The 19,946-nt window shown below is 66.5% G+C and carries 15 protein-coding genes; 4 read left to right on the forward strand and 11 right to left on the reverse strand.

Annotated elements, in window-relative coordinates:
• The 3 genes from ACQP2D_RS34660 (at nt 1) to ACQP2D_RS34670 (ending at nt 3,355) form a co-directional block, all read left to right on the forward strand.
• Nucleotides 1–927: a ferritin-like domain-containing protein gene (locus tag ACQP2D_RS34660; protein WP_433680150.1), complete on the forward strand. Its 927-nt coding sequence runs from the start codon at nt 1–3 to the stop codon at nt 925–927.
• Nucleotides 928–965: 38 nt separating this feature from the next.
• Nucleotides 966–2,483: a flavin-containing monooxygenase gene (locus ACQP2D_RS34665; RefSeq protein ID WP_433685851.1), complete on the forward strand. Its 1,518-nt coding sequence runs from the start codon at nt 966–968 to the stop codon at nt 2,481–2,483.
• A 101-nt stretch (nt 2,484–2,584) separates the two neighbouring features.
• Nucleotides 2,585–3,355 carry a MerR family transcriptional regulator gene (locus ACQP2D_RS34670; protein WP_433680151.1) on the forward strand — a complete coding sequence of 257 codons (771 nt, stop codon included), beginning with the start codon at nt 2,585–2,587 and terminating at the stop codon, nt 3,353–3,355.
• 99 nt (nt 3,356–3,454) lie between these two features.
• On the opposite strand, the gene ACQP2D_RS34675 is transcribed toward ACQP2D_RS34670, so the two are convergent.
• Complete coding sequence (locus ACQP2D_RS34675) at nt 3,455–3,622, reverse strand: hypothetical protein (protein ID WP_433680152.1); 168 nt, start codon at nt 3,620–3,622, stop codon at nt 3,455–3,457.
• A gap of 196 nt (nt 3,623–3,818) precedes the next feature.
• On the opposite strand from ACQP2D_RS34675, the gene ACQP2D_RS34680 reads away from it, so the two are divergent.
• Nucleotides 3,819–5,156 (forward strand): cytochrome P450, encoded by a 1,338-nt coding sequence (locus ACQP2D_RS34680; RefSeq protein ID WP_433680153.1) that lies wholly within the window; start codon nt 3,819–3,821, stop codon nt 5,154–5,156.
• A gap of 4 nt (nt 5,157–5,160) precedes the next feature.
• On the opposite strand, the gene ACQP2D_RS34685 is transcribed toward ACQP2D_RS34680, so the two are convergent.
• From ACQP2D_RS34685 to ACQP2D_RS34730, 10 genes are all read right to left on the reverse strand, one after another.
• Nucleotides 5,161–7,899: an ATP-binding protein gene (locus ACQP2D_RS34685; RefSeq protein WP_433680154.1), complete on the reverse strand. Its 2,739-nt coding sequence runs from the start codon at nt 7,897–7,899 to the stop codon at nt 5,161–5,163.
• 57 nt (nt 7,900–7,956) lie between these two features.
• A complete protein-coding gene (locus ACQP2D_RS34690) occupies nt 7,957–8,241 on the reverse strand; it encodes a hypothetical protein (protein WP_433680155.1) in 285 nt (94 codons plus the stop codon).
• 487 nt (nt 8,242–8,728) lie between these two features.
• Nucleotides 8,729–9,664, reverse strand: coding sequence for a hypothetical protein (locus tag ACQP2D_RS34695; RefSeq protein ID WP_433680157.1), 936 nt, complete (start codon nt 9,662–9,664; stop codon nt 8,729–8,731).
• A complete protein-coding gene (locus tag ACQP2D_RS34700; RefSeq protein WP_433680158.1) occupies nt 9,661–10,293 on the reverse strand; it encodes a nitroreductase family protein in 633 nt (210 codons plus the stop codon). Before ACQP2D_RS34700 ends, ACQP2D_RS34695 begins: the two co-directional genes overlap by 4 nt.
• Entirely contained in the window at nt 10,293–11,279 is a 987-nt protein-coding gene (locus ACQP2D_RS34705; protein ID WP_433680159.1) for a ScbA/BarX family gamma-butyrolactone biosynthesis protein, read from the reverse strand. Before ACQP2D_RS34705 ends, ACQP2D_RS34700 begins: the two co-directional genes overlap by 1 nt.
• The gene (locus ACQP2D_RS34710) at nt 11,276–12,208 is read right to left on the reverse strand and encodes a nucleoside-diphosphate kinase (protein ID WP_433680160.1); all 933 of its coding nucleotides are present in this window, start codon (nt 12,206–12,208) and stop codon (nt 11,276–11,278) included. Before ACQP2D_RS34710 ends, ACQP2D_RS34705 begins: the two co-directional genes overlap by 4 nt.
• The gene (locus ACQP2D_RS34715) at nt 12,205–13,296 is read right to left on the reverse strand and encodes an SDR family oxidoreductase (RefSeq protein ID WP_433680161.1); all 1,092 of its coding nucleotides are present in this window, start codon (nt 13,294–13,296) and stop codon (nt 12,205–12,207) included. The genes ACQP2D_RS34710 and ACQP2D_RS34715 overlap by 4 nt, the downstream gene beginning before the upstream one ends.
• A complete protein-coding gene (locus tag ACQP2D_RS34720; RefSeq protein ID WP_433680162.1) occupies nt 13,293–13,610 on the reverse strand; it encodes an acyl carrier protein in 318 nt (105 codons plus the stop codon). The genes ACQP2D_RS34715 and ACQP2D_RS34720 overlap by 4 nt, the downstream gene beginning before the upstream one ends.
• Complete coding sequence (locus tag ACQP2D_RS34725) at nt 13,607–17,008, reverse strand: AMP-binding protein (RefSeq protein ID WP_433680163.1); 3,402 nt, start codon at nt 17,006–17,008, stop codon at nt 13,607–13,609. Before ACQP2D_RS34725 ends, ACQP2D_RS34720 begins: the two co-directional genes overlap by 4 nt.
• Nucleotides 16,998–19,727 carry a phosphoenolpyruvate synthase gene (locus ACQP2D_RS34730; protein WP_433680164.1) on the reverse strand — a complete coding sequence of 910 codons (2,730 nt, stop codon included), beginning with the start codon at nt 19,725–19,727 and terminating at the stop codon, nt 16,998–17,000. Before ACQP2D_RS34730 ends, ACQP2D_RS34725 begins: the two co-directional genes overlap by 11 nt.
• Nucleotides 19,728–19,946: the final 219 nt, after the last annotated feature.

Here is a 19,946-nt window from a genome sequence, read left to right on the forward strand (position 1 = left end):
ATGGCCAACGGTATGGACTTCGACGACATGCTCCGCAAGATCAAGGACCGGCAGTGGGCGCTGGCCGATATCGACTGGGACGCCCCCGGCGCGGAGACGATTTCGCCCGACCTGCACGCCAAACTGAAGCCGTTCATGGCCGATCTGATGTGGATCGAGAATGTCGGCGCGCGCGGCTTCGCCGCCATGGCGAAGAAGGCGCCCACTGAGACGCTGCGCGAGATCTACCGCTACTTCCACGCCGAGGAGCAGAAGCACGCCAATGCCGAACTCGCGCTGATGCGGCGCTGGGGCATGCTCGACGGCGATGAGATTCCGCAGCCGAATGTGAACGTCAAACTGGTCATCGACTTCCTGGACCAGTACTCCGACGATATGTCGCTGTCGTTCCTCGGCACGGTGATCCCGATGCTCGAGGTCGCCCTGGACGGCGCGCTGATCAAGTTCATCATGGACGAGATCGAGGATCCGATCTGCCAGCAGGCCTTCAAGAAGATCAATGCCGACGAATCCCGGCATCTGGCCGTGGATTTCGCGGTGATGGATCTGCTCGGACACGCACAGATGCGCAAACTGCTCATTGATCTGGTCGGTGGCTGGGCCAAGCCCTCCTTCATCATCGGCGTGCTGAGCTATGTGCCGCTGCTGAACAAGATGCGCGACAACATCGTCGAGATGGGCGTCGACGAGGAGAAGCTCTACGCCGCGCTCAAGCGCTACGCCAATGTCGGCGAGCGCAGCGAATTCGCGCGCAGGCTGCCGATGTACCAGATCGTGAAGATGCACGGCGGCTGGGTGATCAACCGGGGCCACCCCTATCACCTGCTGGCCGACACACTGGTGAAGATCACCGCCCGCGTGCCGAAAGCGCTCTTGCGCAAGGACCCCACCTGGTCCAAGGAACTCACCTACGAGCCCGCGGCATGAGGAGCGAACAGATGGATACCGCATCGCGCAGCGATTCGATGAGGGGTGGCGGCCGGGCGACGAGGGCATTGGACGTCGCGATTATCGGCGGCGGGTTTGCCGGTATCGGTGCCGCGATTCGACTGAAGCAAAAGGGAATCGGCGACTTCGCCATCTTCGAACGCGGGACCGCGATCGGCGGGACCTGGCGCGACAACACCTATCCGGGTGCGGCGTGCGATATTCCGTCGCGGCTGTACTCCTACAGTTTCGCGCCGAACCCGAACTGGTCGCACACCTATTCCGGCAGCAGTGAAATCCTCGGCTATATCGAATCGATGGCCGCCCAGTTCGGCCTGCACCAGCATTTTCGCTTCGGCCACAATGTCACCGGACTCGCCTTCGACGAGGATGCCGGGGTCTGGGATATCACGATCGAAGGCCGAGCCGAGACCGTTCGCGCGCGGACCGTGGTGCTGGCCTCGGGACCGCTGGCCAATGCCAGTCTGCCGAATATTCCGGGTATCGAGGACTACCGGGGACACAAGATCCACAGTGCCCGTTGGGATCACGACTACGACTTCACCGGCAAGAAGGTCGCGGTCATCGGCACCGGAGCCAGTGCGGTGCAGATCATTCCGGAACTGGTCGAGCGGGCGGCCTCGGTCAAGGTGTTCCAGCGGACGCCGGGATGGGTACTGCCCCGGATCAATCGGCGCACCACACCGCTGACCAAACAGCTCTACCGCCGGGTGCCCGCCGCCGCATCGCTCTCGCGCCTGGCCTGGTTCTACGGGCACGAATCGGTGGCGCTCGGCGTCGTCTGGAATACCCCGCTGACCCGGGTGGTCGAACTCGTCGGGCGGGCCCAATTGCGCAGGCAGGTCAGCGATCCATGGCTGCGCCGCCAGCTCACCCCCGACTTCCGCGCCGGATGTAAACGGCTGCTGATGACCGACGACTACTATCCGGCGCTGCAACGCGATAACTGCAAGCTGATCACCTGGCCGATCGCCCGTATCGCCGAACACGGCATCCGCACCGCGGAAGGTGTCGAGCACCGGGCCGATTGCATCGTCTTCGCCACCGGATTCGATGTCTCCAAGACCGGCTCGCCCATTCCGGTCGTCGGCCGGGACGGGCGGGTGCTCGCCGAGGAGTGGCGGCGCGGCGCCTTTGCCTATAAGAGCATCGCGGTATCCGGGTACCCGAATCTGTTCCTCACCTTCGGCCCGAACTCGGGGCCGGGACACAATTCGGCGCTGGTGTACATGGAGGCCCAGATCGACTATCTGGTCCACGCGATCGGCATCATCCTCGACCGGAGTCTGCGCATGCTCGATGTGCGCCGGGACCGGCAGGACCGCTACAACGCCGCGATCCAGCGGCGGCTGGGCAGCACCACCTGGAACTCCGGCTGCCGCAGCTGGTATCTCACCGAGGACGGGTTCAACGCGACCATGTATCCGGGTTTCGCCACCCAGTACATCGGTCAACTGCGGACGGTTAACCTCGATGACTACCACGTCGTGCCGGTGAGCGCGCGCACGAAGCCACGGATCGCGGCGGTTTCCTAGGCGCCGAGCACCGGCGACCATAACGTTAGACTCGGTCGGTTCGAAGACCGTGTCCAGGCCGCCGGTGCAGCGCGGCACAGTCGCTATGGGAGGTGATATCGGTGCCGGAGTACCGGATCGATGATCTCGCCCGCGCCGCGGGCACCACGACCCGAAATGTGCGCGCCTACCAGGAACGCGGGCTGCTGCCACCGCCGGTCGGCAAGGATGGGCGCGCGAGCATCTACGACGATTCGCATCTGGAGCGGCTGCGGCTCATCGACGCGCTGTTGCAGCGTGGCTTCACCACCGCGCACATCGCCGATTTCATCACCAGCTGGGAGACCGGCAAAGACCTCACCGAGGTGCTCGGCCTCCAGCACGCGGTGACGGCCCCCTGGGGCAAGGATGAAACCTTCGAGGTCCCCCGCGAACTCATCGGCACCATCCTCGGCACCGATACCGATGAACTCGTCGACCGGCTCGCGGAGATGAAACTGGTGCGGATCGACGGCGATACCGTCGCCTTCACCGATACCGCACTGCTCACCTCCTTCGCCGAATTGCACGAATACGGCTTGGAACTGCGCACGCTCATCGAGATCTACGCCAAGGTGGCCGACCACATCGATGACATCACCCACATCATGATCACGGCCGCCAAACAGCACATCGTCGACGAACACGGACCCGGCTGGCTTCCGGAGACCAACAGCGAGATCGCCGACACCACAACGATGCTCAACAAAATGCGCGAACTGGCCGTGGCCTCGGTGCATGCCACCCTGGCCCGGTCCCTCGATGTCACGCTGCGGCGCGAGTTGGGCGATTACCTCGCCACCGCCGCGGAGCGCGAGCGTGGGCGCACCGGCTCATTGCCCGACGCGCCCTGACCGCCAGCGACATTCGCTGGGCGGCATGGGACGGTTGCCGACCGAATCGGCGCGGCGGGTGTGCGCTTGCCGCGATCGCGGGCGGTAGGTTTCGAGTGCTCACGCCGCCGATTGCCGCAAGTCGGTGCGGCCGAGCGTTTCGGCCCGACAGGCCCGGTGCTCCGCGCACAGATAGGCGAATTCGGGCCGGATGAATGCCGGGTCCAGTCGCTGTGCGAACGTCAAGTTTTCGCGTCGCCAGCAATCGCCGCATACCACGTTGTTCATGTGGCACCTCATTCCGCTCACGGGACGTGTGAGCAGGAGTTCCCAATTCCGGCGGAATCAACGCCAGGTGAGCCCATGGCAACACAACCGTTACTTCGGCACGGGGCCCGACGCGTGTCCGCGGCTCATCGGACATCCTGGGTAACTACGGTGGTGCGCATGCACGGTGTCATCGCCCTCGGGACCTGATCCCCTCATGCGGCAACCAGATCCGAACGTGCCGACCGCCCCGGGCCGGATACCGCTGCTCGGCCACAGTGTGGTCGCGCTGCGCCATGGACTGGACTTCGTCATGTCGCTGGCCGAGATCGGCCCCATCGTGCGGATCTATCTCGGGCCGCGACCGGCCTACGTGCTCACCAGCGTCGATCTGATCCGCGAGGTGAGCCTCGGCGAGGCGGGTGAATTCCACCGCGAGGACCTGCGCGAGGCGATTCAGGACGCTATTCGGGACGCGTCCAATGTGCTCAGCGGTAAGCCGCACGAACTGCGGCGCCGGATGATCGCCCCCGCGCTGCGCCAACCTCGCATCAACGCATACGCCGTCGTCGCGGCCGATCTCGCGAATTCGTGGACTGCGGCATTGCCGGCTCGGCAGCGGCTGGATCTGATGGACGAGGCGCATCGCCTGGTACTGGACATCATCTGCACCACCTTGTTCACCGCCGAATTCGGTGCGGACGCGAAACGTGAAGTCCAGCAGAATATTCCGTGGCTGCTGGGTCAGGTGGTGCAGCGCGCCGCCCTCCCGCGGCCGATCCGCCGCCTGCGCCTGTTCGCCAACCGTCGATTCGCCCGCAAATCCGCTCGCCTGCGCGCCGATATCGGTCGCGTTGTCGCCGAATACCGCCGCACCGACCGCGATTTCCACGATGTGCTCTCGGCCCTGGTCCGCCATACCGATCCGGAGACGGGGACGCGGCTCTCCGATGCCGAGATCGTCGACGAGCTGATCCTCATGCTCGCCGCCGGTGTCGGATCCACCGCCTCGATCCTCGGCTGGGTCTGGCACGAGATCATGCGGAATCCGGAGATCGCCGCCGAACTCCGTCGCGAACTCGACGATTTCGTCGGGGCCGGCCCGGTCCAGCCCGAACACGTTACCGCGCTGCCGTATCTACACCAGGTGATCCTCGAAACGCTGCGCTTCTGGGGCCCGTGGGTCAGCGCCCAGACCGCCGACGGCGAGGTCACCATCGGCGGCACCACCCTCCCCGACGGCTCGCTGATCGTATTCAGCCCCTACCTGATCCACCACGACCAGCACTACTATCCGGCCCCGGAGAAGTTCGATCCGGACCGCTGGTTTCCGAGCCGCGTCGCGGAGATCGACCAGAAGGCGATCCTGCCCTTCGGCATCGGTGCCCGCCACTGCCCCGGCAGTAGCTTCGCCCTGATGACCATCACCCTCGCCACCGCGGCCCTCTGCTCCCGCTGGGAGCCCACCCCGGACCCGGCCTACCGGGTGAAACCCGCCAACCGCGATTTCGTCGCGGCCCCATCGCGGCTCCCGGTGGTCCTGAGCCCCCGCTGACCGGTCAATGCTCGCGGTTCTTGCTCACCCAGGCCGCGATCTGGCTGCGGTTGCTGAATCCCAGCTTGGTCAGGATGTGTTGGACGTGATTCTGCGCGGTGCGTTCGGAAAGCACCAGGGCGGTAGCGATTTCGCGGTTGCTCTTACCAGCGGCGATGAGGGCGGCGACCTCGCGTTCCCGTGGTGAGAGTGCCGGACGGTCCAGCGGTGTCGCGGCGAGGGCGCGCAGGCGGTCCACCCACGGCCGCATACCGTAGGACGCCGCCAGTGCCAGTGCGGATTTGGCCATGGTTACGCCGTCCTCGGTGGCACCGCACCGGATCAAGAGGTCGGCCAGTTCGCAATCGGCCTCCACCGCGAAGCAGCGGGCACCGACCTCGCGACAGACCTTTCGCGCGTCTCCGAGATCGGCTTCGGCGGTCGCTAAGTCGCCGAGGGCGGCGGCGAATTTACCGAGCCACAGGGTAACCGGGCCGAAGTAGTGTCCGTTACCGCTGCCGCCGACCACATGGCCGTCGCGATAAGCGCCGAGGCGCTGGGCGAAGTAGCGGATATCGTCGTCCAAGCCCAGGGCCAGCGCGACGGCCCCGCCGACCACCAGCGCATTGAGCAGGAAGTACGGCGGGATCACCCATTCCGCCGGCGGACCGAGGCTGCGGTACAGCGGTTCGGCCTCGGCGGCACGACCGCTTTCGACGAGTGGAAACGCGGTGCCGAGTCGAGCGAAGATCTCGTTGCGGACTTCACTGCGGGTGGATAAGGGCGGCAATTCGAAGCTGAGGTCGAGGTGGCCGCGATGGTGACCGATATTGGCCACCAGTGCCCGATGCGCGCCATAGCCCGCCGGATGGTTGAGCGATTCCGCCACTTCGCGTGCCTGCCCACCGAGCCGCAGCGCATCGTCCAAATCGCCGTGTCCCTGTGCGAGTGCCGCTTCGGCCACCAGCAGATGCCAGCGCGCCATCGGGCCACCGGTATGCCGCACGCACCAGCGCAAACGGGACAGCTCGCTGCCGATCGCCGCGAGGTCACCGCGCTCCCACTGGGAATCTATCGTCCACAGCCTGCCCCACAGCTCGATCGATGGGCTGCGCATGCCGATTCCAGCGGCGGTCATGCGGGCGGCGAGTTCCTTTCGCTCGTCGCGGTATTCCGGTGCGGCACAGGCGAGTTGCCGGGCGCGCAAGGCGGCGACAACGACATCTTGATCGCCGCACATGTCGGCGAGTTCCAGTGCCGCCCGGCTCGTCTCGTCGACATGGTCGAGTAGACCGAGATAGACCGAGGCCTCCGTCGCGCGCGCCAGCAGTCGAACCCGCAGCAGATCCGAGAGATCGTCGAATTCCAGTGCGTCCGTGCACCATTCTCGGATGTCGCGGTCCCAGGCACGATCGCCGATCGGCTCGAGCACCAGCGCACACTCGGCGATCAGGACGGCATCGCCGATCCGGCGGCCAATGGTCAGCGCGGCAACACAATCCGCGCGGGCCGCCCCCAGGGCGCCCGCGCGCAAACTCGCCGTCGCCCGCGCCAGCAGCAATCTGCCGCGATCGGCGGCCGCCGATCCCCCGGCATGATCGAGTGCCAGCCCGTAGAGCCGGACGGCCTCCTCGAAGGCCAACTCCCGCAATGCCGCATCGCCCGCGCGACGGGCCCAGTGCACGGCGGGACCGTGTTCGCCGGTCACGGCCGCACTCGCCCAATGCCGGGCCAGCGCCGCCGAATAGTGTTCCAGCGCATCGGGATACAGTTCCTCGATGGCCTGCGCCGCCCTGGCGTGCAGCAGTACCCGCTGCTGCAGCGACAGGCTTTCCTGCAAAGCGGTCCGCACCAGGGCGTGCCCGAATCGCACCGCGCCCGGTTCCGCGCCGACCACCAGTAGTCCGGCCTCGGCGGCCTCATCCACCGAGGCCAAACAGTCCAATGCGGGTCTGCCGATCAATCTCGACGCCACCGCGATCGGAAACTCCTCGCCGAGAATCGAGGACGCTCGCAGCAACTCCTGTGTCCGTGCCGCGAGCGGCACCAGCCGACCGCGCACCACCTCCCGGAGGGTGTCCGGTAACCGCAGCGCACCGGTCTCCTGCAGGGATCGTCCGAGTTCACGCAGGTAGAAGGGGTTGCCGCCGGTCATGGTGTAGGCGTCGAAGGCGATCTGGTCCGGGACCATCCGGCCGGCCTCGGCCCGCAGACACAGTGCCGAACTCCGCTCCGACAGACCGGTCAGGCCGAGCGTCCTGGTCACCGGCTCGCGCAGCAGATCCGGTTTGATCGCCCGCCAGCCCGTCGCGGCATCGGACACCGCATCACGTTCGGTGGCGCACACCAGGATTCGCTTACCCCGCAGGTTTCGGATCAGATGCAGCAGCGCCTGCAGCGACGGTTCGTCGGCCCAGTGGATGTCATCGATGACGAACAGAGCCGCCGTGCCGTCGAGCCGATCAGCGAAGCTTTCGAACAGCGCGGCGCGTTCGACCGGTACGGCATCGACGGCCGGTAGATCGTCGAGCGCCTGCCGCCACAGCCAGAACGGGGGTGCGTCGGGGAGTTCCAGCGCCCGGGTCCAGAGCGTGCGCACACCCCTCGCCTGCGCGCGCTGGGCCAATTCGGACATCAATCGGGTCTTGCCGATACCCGCCTCGCCGGAACACACGACCAACTGCGGTTGCCCGTTGATCGCCGCGTCGAGCCAGCGCAGCAGATCGGCAAGTTCGTCTCCCCGCCCGATCAGCTCGGTCGACACGCGCCACCTCCGAGAGGTTGACATTACTCGCGCGGTGGCGCGGAGGAGGTCGCCTGATCAGACCTCCCCCTCGGAGATCACATCGCCTTCGAAGGCGTGGACGCTGGAATCCGGACCGGGGCGAACTCCGGCGCGTTCGAATGCCGGAAACAGTCGCTCCGCCGCGTACCGGTCGGCGGCGGCCGCCGACTCCCAGACATCGACGATGTGCAATGCGCCGTCGGAGACCCCGACGATATGCAGCAATTGCCCCGCGATCGGCTGATCCCCCAGTTCGGCGACGACCGCTCGATACTCCGGCAAGCCCACACCGGGCGTGCGCGTGATGTTGATGTACGGCATGGTGCCTCCTACCAAGAACCCACCACCGACTGTGGTGGTGGCTGCGAGACTACGAATGGACCAGTAGGTCCGACGTCCGCCGAACTACTCATTCCAGCTACTCATCCGTTCCGGGCGGCCGCACTACAAGGGCGACCGCAGCGGCTCGCCGAAGTCTCGACGCACCCGGACTGTATCGACACTGGACCGGTCGATCGGCTTCGCGAGCGCAGGAGGCCCAGGTGGCCGTCGCAAAGCTTGGTGCGGCTGTTCGTCGTATCTCGGTGCGACGGTGAACAAGCCCCGACGACCGGAGTCGTGCTCATCGCCCAATTCGATTGGAAAGCCCGCGACGACCGGCGATCATGTGGTGCTCGCGAAGTACGTCGGCGGCAAATTACACGCCTGAGTCGGAGGGTTCGGTCCCGGTCGGCGTCGGCATCTGGTCTCGGGTCGGCGGGGCCGATCGGCTGACGGATGCGGCCGAAATCAGCTGCGGGGATCGAACTTACGTCAGTGTGAACGCCTGAACTATGAGCACGATGTACGACGTCAGGATGAACAGGACCGCCGGGAGCACCGGATAGTCCGCCCGCGTGCCGCGCAGGAACTTCAGTGCGCCCCAAATCGGAAGCAGTAAGAGCGCCAAGGGAAGCCCGGCGACAACCGCCTGAGCCAATGGATACGTCCACGGTTGGACGAGGACGATATCGGTGAGCACGGCGACGGCGGCGCACAGCAGTCCGAAGGCGGTGCTGCCGATCGGGCCGAGGGCGTTGGAGTAGTAGTGCTCGTCGGGACGTGGCGTTCGGGAAGTCTTGCGGGCGAATTCGAATTGCAGGAACGCGCCCGCGAAGATCAGCGCGACGGCGGCGGTCTTCCAGGTGGCGCGGACTGCACCGGCATCGGCGGCGGAGAGGATGACGTAGGCGGTGACCAGGAGTTGGACCGGGTAGGTGACGGCCAGGTTCACCAGGATGTCGGTTCGGATGGTGACCGACAGCCGCTCGAGACCCCACAGGACCAGACCATAGGCGAGCACGGCGGCGATCATGAGCGCCGAGATCGCCGACAGGGTAAGGCTGGCGGCTATCGCGCCGATGGCGATGACGGTCATGGCGGCACGGAGTTCGGTGGCGGTGATCGCGCCGGTGACGAGGGGACGATCCGGGTTGTGGACGCGGTCGTAGTCGAGGTCCTTCTGTTCGTCGACCATGCGCAGGTACAGCAGGACGACGGCGACCACGACGATCCGCAATACCGTGGACCCGGTCGGCCGCCACGGCGAATCCGGTTGCGACACCACGGCCGCGGTGCCCTCCAGTGCCAGCACCCAGAGCACGCCGTAGAGCACGTAGTGCGGCTTGTACATCACCGCCGTGAAGCGACCGATGCGAACGACCGAGTCCAGGAGACCGGGCGAGGACGCGACGCGATCGCTCATCCGGCACTCCACCGGTCCCACATGGTCACCTCCACGGCCGGCGTGCGCCGCAGGCCGGGGCCCCGAGTACCGGGCAGCAGATGCGCGACCGGCAGCATCGCGACCTGGGTGACCTGGTCGAACGGAATCCCGAGCAGATCGGCGATCTCGCGCTCGTAGGCCAGATGCGCGGTCGTCATGGTGGTCCCGAGTCCACGTTCGTGCAGGGCGAGCATGAAATTCCACACCGCCGGGTAGATGGAGCCGTAAAAGCTGGCGAGCAGCAGCGCAGACGCGTTCGCCGGCGGACGCCCCAGTGAGCAGACGATGACCAGCGCGGGCACCTCGTGCAGGTGCGCGGCGAGGTGCTGGCCGGAGGCCAGATCGCCGAGCTGGTCGGGGCGGGGCGTGCGTGCGGAAAGATAAGCGGCGAAACCCTTTCGGTAGTAGTCGCCGATCTGCTGCTTGAGCGCCGGATCCTCGACCACGAGAAAACGCCACGGCTGACGGTTGGTGCCGCTGGGGGCGTGCACCGCGATATCGAGGCAGTCCAGCAGATCCTGGCGCGCGACCGGTCGGGTCGGATCGAGGCGGCGGCGGAAGGCGCGGGTGGTGGTCAGCAGGTCGGTGCCCTTGAAGTCCTCGCCCATCAGAGTCCTTCGGTATCGGCCTCGGAAACCAGTGTGTCCTCGGCGAATTCGAGATCGATCTCGGCGGCGACGGCATCGGCCTGGTGGATCTCGCAGTGGATCACGATAGTGCCCGCACCTTGATCGGTGATCTCGGCGGTGCATTCCGCCGGGAGGTCCAATTCGACGAATCGGTCGAAAGCGCTTGCCACACATTCGAGTTGGGGCAGATCGCGCACGATCATCGACAGCGCGGTCTGCCGGCAGGCCTCGATGAGCAGGCTGCCGGGCACATGGTCGAGCTGGTGGTCGAAGAGGAACGGGTGGCCGAGGTCGGGCACCAGCGTCGCCCGCGCGACCGCGCCGGTGCGCACCGGCGCACTGATCACCACATTGCGCCAGTTCTCCCGGCCCACCGCGGCCGGTGCGGCCCGTTCGGTGAGGGCCGAGGCACCGCGAAACGCTCCGAGCCCCAGGCTTTCCCGGAATCCACTGCGCAGTGCCGACCACTGCCGTGGGGTCACCCAGGAGAAGGATCCGTCGACCGTCAGCATCGGCTCGCCATCGGCTTCGATTTCGAGCACCATATCCAGACCTTGCAGCACGCCACCGCGCTGGTGACGCTGCGGAACTCGCACCCGCATGACCAGATCCGCCGGCGCGGTGCGGACCTCCCAGGCCGCGGTGTCGGAGCCGGTGCCGTTGAAAGTGCGCACCACGAACCCCATTTCGGACGGCACCCCATAGAACTTGTGCGTCAATGCGATCGCGGCCTGTCGCGCCGCCTCCATGACCACCAGTGGATCGTGGCGCACCGCGAGCGATCCGACGTGGTCGCCGTAATAGGCATGCATTCTGGGTAGTTGGGCACCGACGACGAAGGTGTGTTCGCCTACGGTGTCCAGCGAGGTGACGAACACCTCCGAGACCGCGCACCGGTGCGCGAGTTCCCGGGAGATCGTGCGGATATGGCTTGCCGTCTGTACGGCGGCCGCTTCAGTGGTCACGGTCGACCCTCCAACCATTCCTCGGCCGACACCGGCCGTAACATCTGCGGCTCGGTGCCGGTCCGCATGGGAAGTACATAGGATCCGAGCACGATCGCCGACCATGCATCCAGATCGCGGCCGTCGGCCCAGGCCTGATACAGCAGCTGTGCGCAATCCGCGTCCGAGGTCGGATCGAAGTCGGGCGGGACCGTCCGGCCGTCCCGTTCGAGATCGCGCAGCACCCGGTCGAGCGCGTCCGCCCGCTCGAAGCTGCGCGCCGGTGTGCCCGCGTAGAGGTCCTGCGCGATCGTGGTCGCGTCCGCCGCGCGGTCCTCGCCCGCACACGCCTGCGCGATCGTCCCGGCTCGGCTCCACTCGTCCAGGTAGATGGCGAGTTCCCGCAGGACATCGGCGGGATCGTCGGGGGAATGCACCAGATTCAGCAGATAGTTGTGGCGGCCGAGCAGATACCGCAACTCGCCCGGACGGCGCTTGCGGGGATCGGTGGCACCCTTCGCCTCGGTGAGCCGCACCGGAACCGGCAAGGCGCCGTCGGCTCCGTGCACCACGAGTACCAGCACATCCGAAATGCCGACCAGCAGATCGGCGAGGCGGCGGCGTTCGGGTGAGGCGATATTCCAGGCGAAGTACCACAGCGCACGGGCCAGATGCCGGTCCACCGGTATGCGGCACGCCCCGACGACGCGAAATCCGTTGTCGGCCAGCCAGTTCAGTGTCGGCTCGACGGAACGGGCGACGATCGCGTCCGGCTTGAGCAGCAGCAGCGAATGTTCCCTGGCGAATTTGGCCGCGTCCACGCCGAGCCGGTCGAGCTGGTCGACCGATTCCTGGACGTAGGTGTCGGCGATGTAGGCCTCGACCTTCTCCGGCGACGGCGTCAGCGTGCTCAGCAGCTGCCGCAGCGGCTCGGGCGTAATGGCACTCATTGCGCGGCTCCGTCGAAGTCGTTGCTGGCCAAGATATCCTCGATCGAAGGCAGCGGTATTCCCAGATATCCGGATTCCAGGCAATAGTCCAACAGCAGCCGCAGATACTCCTTACCCGTCGCTGGGGACAACTGGCCGAGCAGCACGTCGGCGTGGGTGGTGTCGAAGACCAACCGCCGCCGGAAGTAGCTGGTGTACAGCGAGCCGATGCGGCGGTAGTACTCCCGCTCGATCGGCTCGAGGTCGTCCTCGGAGAAGGTCGCCTCCGGTACGAAGGTGGCGACCTCGAACGACGGGTATTCGGCGAGCACATCGGACACCTCGCGCAGGGACAAGGTGTCGCGGCCGACGGCGTGCAGTGTGCGGTTGCACGCGGAGTCGAAATCCAGCACGGCAGCGGCGATCACATCGGCGACATGATCGACCGGCGCCAGCGACAGCGTCGCGTCGTAGCGGCCGGGTAGCGCCCGGAGCTTGCCCTCGACCATGAGTTTCACCACGGTGTAGAGGTTCTTGTACTCCCGGATCGCGCCGGTATCGCTGGCTCCGGTCACAATGCCCGGGCGCACGATCACCCACTGCAGGCCCTCCGCGCCCGCCGCCCGAACCAGCTGCTCGGCCCGAAACTTGCTGTCCTCGTAGCCGTTTCCGAAGCTCTGGCCCGCATCGAGTTCATCCTCGGAAATGGTGCCGCCGCGCATACCGCAGACGTAGGCGGTGCTCACGTGCACCAGCGGCACATCCCATTGGCGGGCGAGCGCGATGGCATTCGCGGTGCCGCGCACATTGAGGTCCTCGTAGTCCGCCGCCGACGCGTCGAATGCCGTTGTCGCCGCGCAGTGCACGATGATGCCGACCCGCTCGGCCAGATCCGCGGCGACACCTGCGGCCAGGCCGAATCCGGGCACCCGCACATCACCCGCGACCGCCGTCCCGGCCTCGATGAGCGTGCCGTCATTGCGCACAATGGTCGAATTACTGTGCAGCACAGCGGCAACGGGCCGACTCGCGGCCGCCAGCCGTGCCACCACCTCCGCGCCGACCAGACCCGCCGCGCCGGTGACCAGAACGGTATCGCCGAGGCTCACCCGTTCACCTCGCCAACCTTCTCGGCCGCCGCCAAGGTGCCGGAGACCAGGGCGATCACCGCATCGACCCGGCGGACTCCGACCAGTTCCTCCGGCCGGTAGCGCGGTAGCGCGAATGCTCGCTCCAGCACGACCGTGAGCTCCATCAGACGCAGCGAATCGAAACCGAGGTCCTCTATGAGGCGGTGGTCGTCGGCCAGCTCGGCCGGTGGTTCGGGGGCCATGGCCAGGACGAGTCTGCGCACCTTATCGGCCGGTCCGTCCGGCACCCGGGTATCACCGCCGATCGAATCGCCGCGCGATGCTGCCGTCATGCGGACTCTCCTTCCCGGAGATGGGGTTGTTGGCCACCGGAGGTCAGCAGATCGCGGGCCTCGTCGAGGGGCAGGTCGGTGTTCAGGTAGCCGGCGATGCGCAGCCAGTCGTAACCGATCGCCAGGGTGCGCCGCCATTGCTCACGCGAATCGAAGGAGGCCGGGAATCGCGTTGTCGCATCGGAACCCGCGGCCACCGATCGAACCAGGGTGACGAAATCATCGAGCATCGCCAGTCCGGCAATGGTATCGCCGCCGGTACCGATGATCTCCGAGAAACGCACCCGCCGCGCCGATTCCAGCTGGGCCAGCAGCTCATCGCGGCGCCCCGCGTGCACCGGCAACAGCCGCCGCACCGTCGACACGGGCGCGACATCGGCGGGCAGCGGGTGAATCCCGAATGCGGACAACAGGACACGCACCGCCATCGCGATCAGCCGATGGGCGGCGATATCGGCGACCGCCCCCTGAGAATTCTTGACCGCACCCGCCAGATCCTCCCTGGCGTTCTCCAGGACGATATTGGACCACACCAGATTCAGCGCACATTCGGTGAATCTGATCGCGGGCAGCGGCGATAGCGTCGCGATCACATCGTCGCGAGCCGCGCCGGTCAGGCCGAGCGCCGGCGCGGCCGAACTCGGCACCGGCGTATACGGCTTGACCGACTTGCACATGGCCAGCGCGGGTTGGACGAGTTCGCCACCGCGCCACTGCAATCCGACCAGACCGAGCCTGAGGAATTCGATAAGGTCCGCGGCGATCTCGTGCTCGGCACGGGCCAGGACATCGCGCAGTGAGTGCCGGAACACCACCGAGCGCCAGGCGCGGGCGGCGGAGTCGGAGAGCGCGAACACGTCCCGGTCGTCACGGATCACATGCACCCGACCGCCGATCGTCCAGGTTGTCACCCGGGGTGTTCGCGCGAACAGGAGCTGATGCGGATCGTCGGCGAGCTCGGATACGCCGAGCGCGGCGGCCAGCTCCCAAACCTCTTCCCACACAATATGTTCAGCAGGGGTGCTGAGCTCGCGGTAGCGATCGATCAGCTCGTGGTCGCCGATGCGGTCGAGTTGGTGCGGCAGCCACTTGGTCTCCAGATAGCTTTCGCCCCTGCGGGCCGCCCAGCCCTTCATGGCCTGCAGCAGTCCGTCACGCGCCCACTCCCCGGCCTCGTCCTCCGCTCGCAATGCCCGCAATGCGACCGCGTAGCGCAGTGCCTGCGTTGCGCGCCGGGTCCACCAGTCCGCGATCACCGTGGTGAAGTTCGAATGCGGTAGCAGCGCACGCAGTTCCGCGATATCGGGCGTGCCGGACTCGACCAGGGTCGCGCGCAGGAAGCGCTGACACCGGTTGAGCAGATCCTCGTCGAGCCGGTCCGGATCACCCGCCTGCGTCAATTGATCGCGCAGCTGCGCCTCGGACCTGGTCCGCACTTCTACACGGCGACCGTCGATGAACAACACCGTCGGCAGTGTCGGCAGGTCTTCATCACCCGGTGCGACGACCAGGAAGTCGATATCGGATCCGGCATTGCCGAACCCCTCCGCCAGCGACCCTTCGAACAGAACAGCCGAATCACGCGGCACTGCAACACTTTCCAGCGCACGATCGAGCAGCTGGCGCACCCGCTCGGCGGGCAGGGCGGGCTCGGGCCCGGCCTCATCGGTATCGGCCCGCTCCGCGCGCGCCTTCGATTCCGCGGCACCGTCGGCCGCGTGCACCACCGCGTCCGCCAACGCGCCGTCGACGAACAGCTGCCACATGTGCCGACGGCGTGGCTTGCCACTGGACGTGCGGCGAATGACCCCACGCGGTCCGGTCACGATGGTCACTGTCTGCGCGGGACCGAGTTCACCGCGAATGATCCTGCGCGCCTCGATGATCCAGTCACCGGGTGCCGATTCGGCGAACAATGCGATGCCCTGGGCACCGGCCTCGGTGATCGCGACGGCCGCGAGTTTGCCCTTGGTGATCCCGGTTTCCTGAGCCACCCGGGATTCGATGTCCTCCATGAACACCGACCGGCCGCGCACCTTCAGGCTCGACCCCATCCGGCCGAGTACGAAGACCTCACCGTTGTGCAGGAATCCGGCATCACCGGTGAACAGCACGCTTTCGACGATCCGCGTGGACGAACCACCGGTCGGTTCACCGGAGTAGCCCAGTGCGACCGAATCGCCGACCACGATCATCTCGCCGAGGGTGCCGTCCGGTAGCTCGCGGCCGTCTTCGTCCACCACCCGCACCGTCGATTCGGGCGTCGAGTACCCGAGTCCGGTGATCCAGCCGGACCCCTCGACGCGGTGGGTATCGTCCAGCAACTCTTCGGCCAGAAGCGTAATCGGTTCGCCGAAGCGCAGATTCGGATTGTCCAGCCGCAGCGCGGTGATGGGCCGGTTGCGCGCGGAGGAGGTCACCATCAGCGTCGCCTCGGCCAAACCGTAGGCGAGAGTGTAGGCGTTGGTCGAAAACCCCTGGCTGCTGGTGAGATTCGCGAACGACTGGAGATCGGCCACCTCGACCGGTTCGGACCCGACGGCCAGCGTGCGCCATCCGGACAGATCCAGGTCCGCGATTTCCTCCGGCGCGACCCGATGCGCCACATAGCCGAGCGCGAAGGACGGCGACGGGGTGTGCTGGGCCTGCGTCATGGCGCGCAGCCAGCGCGCGGGGTCACGGACGAACTGGTCAGGGCGCATCAGATACAGATCGCCCTGATTGGTCACGGTGGTGAGGAATGCGCCGACCAGACCCATATCGTGATAGAGCGGCAGCCAGGAGACCATGGTCTCGCCGGGCCGCCAGTCGATCAGCGCGGAGATCATCGCGATGTTATTGGCCAGGTTGTGCCAGCTGACCCGCACCCCGCGCGGCGTACCAGTGGATCCGGAGGTGAATTGCAGCAGGGCGCATTCGTCCGGCTCCCCGAATTCACGGACCTCGGGCGCCGGACCCAGCTTGGCGGCATCGATCACCAGCGGCTCATCGGTGCGGCCCGCCGCGATCGCGGCCCTGCGTACCAACTCCTCGAATTCGGTCGAGGTCACCACCAGTCTCGGCCGGGCCTGCTCCAGAATGGCCGCGATATGGGCGATGATCTGATCGAGGTCGCCGAACATCGGCGGCGCGACCGGCGTGAACACCCCGCCGCACGCCCACACGGCGTAGAACGCCGCGGCACAGGGGAATCCGGTCGGCATGATCACGCACGCGCCGTCACCGCTGCCCATACCGTGCGCGCGCATGCTTGCCGCGATCGACCAGGTCAGCTCGGCGAGATCGGCGTAGCTGCGGTAGTCCCAGCCGTCGGACTCATCGGCCAGATAGATGCCGGTTTCCTGCGCCGGGTGTGCGAGCCAATTGCGAACTGCGGCAACGTTTTCGTCAGGTTTCATTCCGCAGATCTCCTTCGGACAGCACAGTCACTGTTCCGTTTGTACCATCGACCCGAATTCGCATACCGGCTCGTATCTTTTTGGTCAGATCCTTGACCTGAACCACCGTCGGCACGCCCAGTTCCCGTGCCACGATCGCGACATGGGTCAGGGGGCTGCCGCGCTCGATGACCAGCGCCGATGCCGATGGCAGGGCGGCCACCCAGCCGGGATCGGTGCGGTATGCCACCAGAATGCCGCCCGCGACATCGCGCGGCTCGTCGACGACGACCGCATTGCCCTCGACGAGCCCGGATGCCGATGGCGTACCGGGCAGCACGGTGCCGACGGTCGCTGCCGGCGTATCCGCGACCGGCACCCAGCCCTGAGTCGCGAGTTCGGCGCGCCCGAAGGTCGCGCCGGTGGTGACGAAGCGTGCCGGAGCTACCAACTCGGCGTCCCTGGCACGCTGGGCTTTCCGTGCGGCGACCAGCTCACGCAGACCGGCGGTATCGGCGCCCTCGTAGCAGCCGCGCAACTCCTGGACGGTCAGCGAGAAGACGTCGCCGAATTCATCGATGACGTCGCGGGCGACCAGATCTCGGCCCATCACTCGGATCATCCGCTTGACCATGCCGAAGGCCCTGGTGCGACAGAACCGCAGCCGCTCGCGATGGGCGGCGCAGCGATTCACCTTGCCGCGCATGCGTTCATAGATCCGGCGCCGCAAGCCGCGCAGATTGGCATCGAGGTATTCATCGGCCTCGGCACCGCGGCTGTGCTGCGCGGCCTCGCCGACGCGCCCGATCGCACTGCGCAACATGATGAACAGGCTCGCGGGATCCTCACGCAGATCCGGTGTCTCGAGTTTGAGCTCGTCCAGGCTGCGATAGCCGTAGCGGTCGATGTAGTCCTCGACCCGGCCACGCAGTTCGGCGTGATCACCCAGCGCATCGTAAATCTGTTCCGGCGGTGTCGAATTGATCAACGACACCAGCTCGGGATCGGTGCGGACGAACTGTGCCAGCTCGGTCATGGCGCGGGCCGGTTCGGCGGATTCGACATCCGCGCCGGGGCCGACCACGGCGTAGAGGAACCATTCCGGCGCCTTCGGCAGCAGCAGCTTGGTCAGCAGATACATCAGACCGGTGCAGGTCAGCAGGATGGCGTCGAGGACCATCAGCGGGCCCCAGCGGTCGACCAGGTCGCGGTCGACCTTGCGATAGGCCGCATAGGCCTGCTCACCGGTCAGCGTCGAATAATCGAGGGCGTCGTATTCGTCGTAGACGCGGTAGAACCCGGCCATGAAGCGCTCGACCATATCGTCGATGCCGAACAGCCGCCGTACATAGGTGACCGTGGTGACCGCGCGCGAGCGGAGTCGAGCCGGCGGGGTGCGGAAGGTGAACGGGCGCAGGGTCTTCGCGATCTCGTCGGGCAGCGGTTCATCGACGCCGAGCGCCGCCTCGAGCACCTTTCGGTTCAGCGGATATCCCGGCGCGATGCCGACCATCCGGTACCAGTGCAGCAGGTTGTAGTAGACCCGGCCGTGAAAGTAGCCGAGCAGCACCGGAGTCCAGCGATCGGTCTGGCGCAGTTGTTCAGCGGGCACCCGCAGCGATTTCGCGTAGCCGTGATACACGCGGCCGTAGATATCTGCCGCCGTCGTATACGTCAGCGGCGAGGTTATGCCGCTGAAGCTCTCGATGATGTTGGAGTTGTCCCAGATTCGCTGTTCATCGTCGGCGACGACCTCACCTGCGCCGCGCAGCACCGCGTCGCGCACCGCACCCTCGCCGACCGCGGTGGTGATCGGCCGCGACTGCAGCAACCAGAGCCCGTCGGCATCGATGGCCCACTCGATGTCCTGTGGCGCACCGATATCGGCCTCCAGCTTGCGTCCCCACTCCACCAGCTCGGCCAGTTCGGCATCGGTGAGCACGGTGCTCTCGCGCTGCTGCTGCTCGACCTCCAGCACCGCGTAGCCCTGCTCCCCGATCGGTGCGTAGGTCCGATCCTTGTCCCCCACAGTCGTTTCCAGCACCGTGCCCGAGGATTTGTCGACCACCACCGAGTCGGCGTCCACCGCGCCGGACACCAGCCCCTCACCGAGGCCGTACACCGCGCTGACCACCAATTCGTCGGTGGCACCGGTGATCGGGTTCGCGGTGAACATCACGCCACTGGCGCGTGCGGCGATAAGGCGTTGCAGGACAACGGCTATGGTCGCGGCACGCGGCTGTCCGTGCGCGAAGGCGTAGCGGATCGATCTGTCCGAGAACGCCGAAGCCCAGCAGTCGCGCACGCGGTCCGCGACCGCGTCGACACCGTTGACGTTGAGGAACGAATCGAACTGGCCCGCATAGGAGTGACCGGGTCCGTCCTCGACGAGTGCCGAGGATCGCACCGCGATCGCGCTCGCGCCGAGACGGTCGTACGCGTCGCCGATCAACTCGAGGACCGTCGGCGGCAGCGGTGCGGCGACGATCGCGGCGCGCAATTCCGCACCGGCGGCCAGCGCCGGCACCAAGTCATCCGATGATGTGACTTTTACCACCAGGGCTGCCAAATCGGCGTCCGTGTCGGTTTCGACAAGGAACCGGTTGAAGACGTCGGTGCCGAGCACCGCCCAGTCCGGGACGCGAAAGCCACCATTGTGCAAGGTGTACAACCCACGCGCTTTACCCCCGGCCAGCGCGGCAAATGTCGCTGGGTCGGTCCACGGTCCAAGAACCTGCAAGTCATCACTCCCATCACCCCCGTTCACCGCACCAGAGCAGGCGCTCCGGCACAACAAGGCAGAGCGAACCGAAGGGGCTGTTTGGATATATCCGAGATTTCAATCTCACGTTAGCCCGCAATCCTGTGGTACTGCTTCCCAAAAGACGGTGGTTCGAACGCCTCGAGCCACCGCTAAGCTGATCCCTCGAGCGACCTGCACGCGGTCGCGGGCGGGCGG

The organism is Nocardia sp. CA-119907 (genome assembly GCF_050955995.1).
Classification (GTDB): Bacteria; Actinomycetota; Actinomycetes; order Mycobacteriales; family Mycobacteriaceae; genus Nocardia.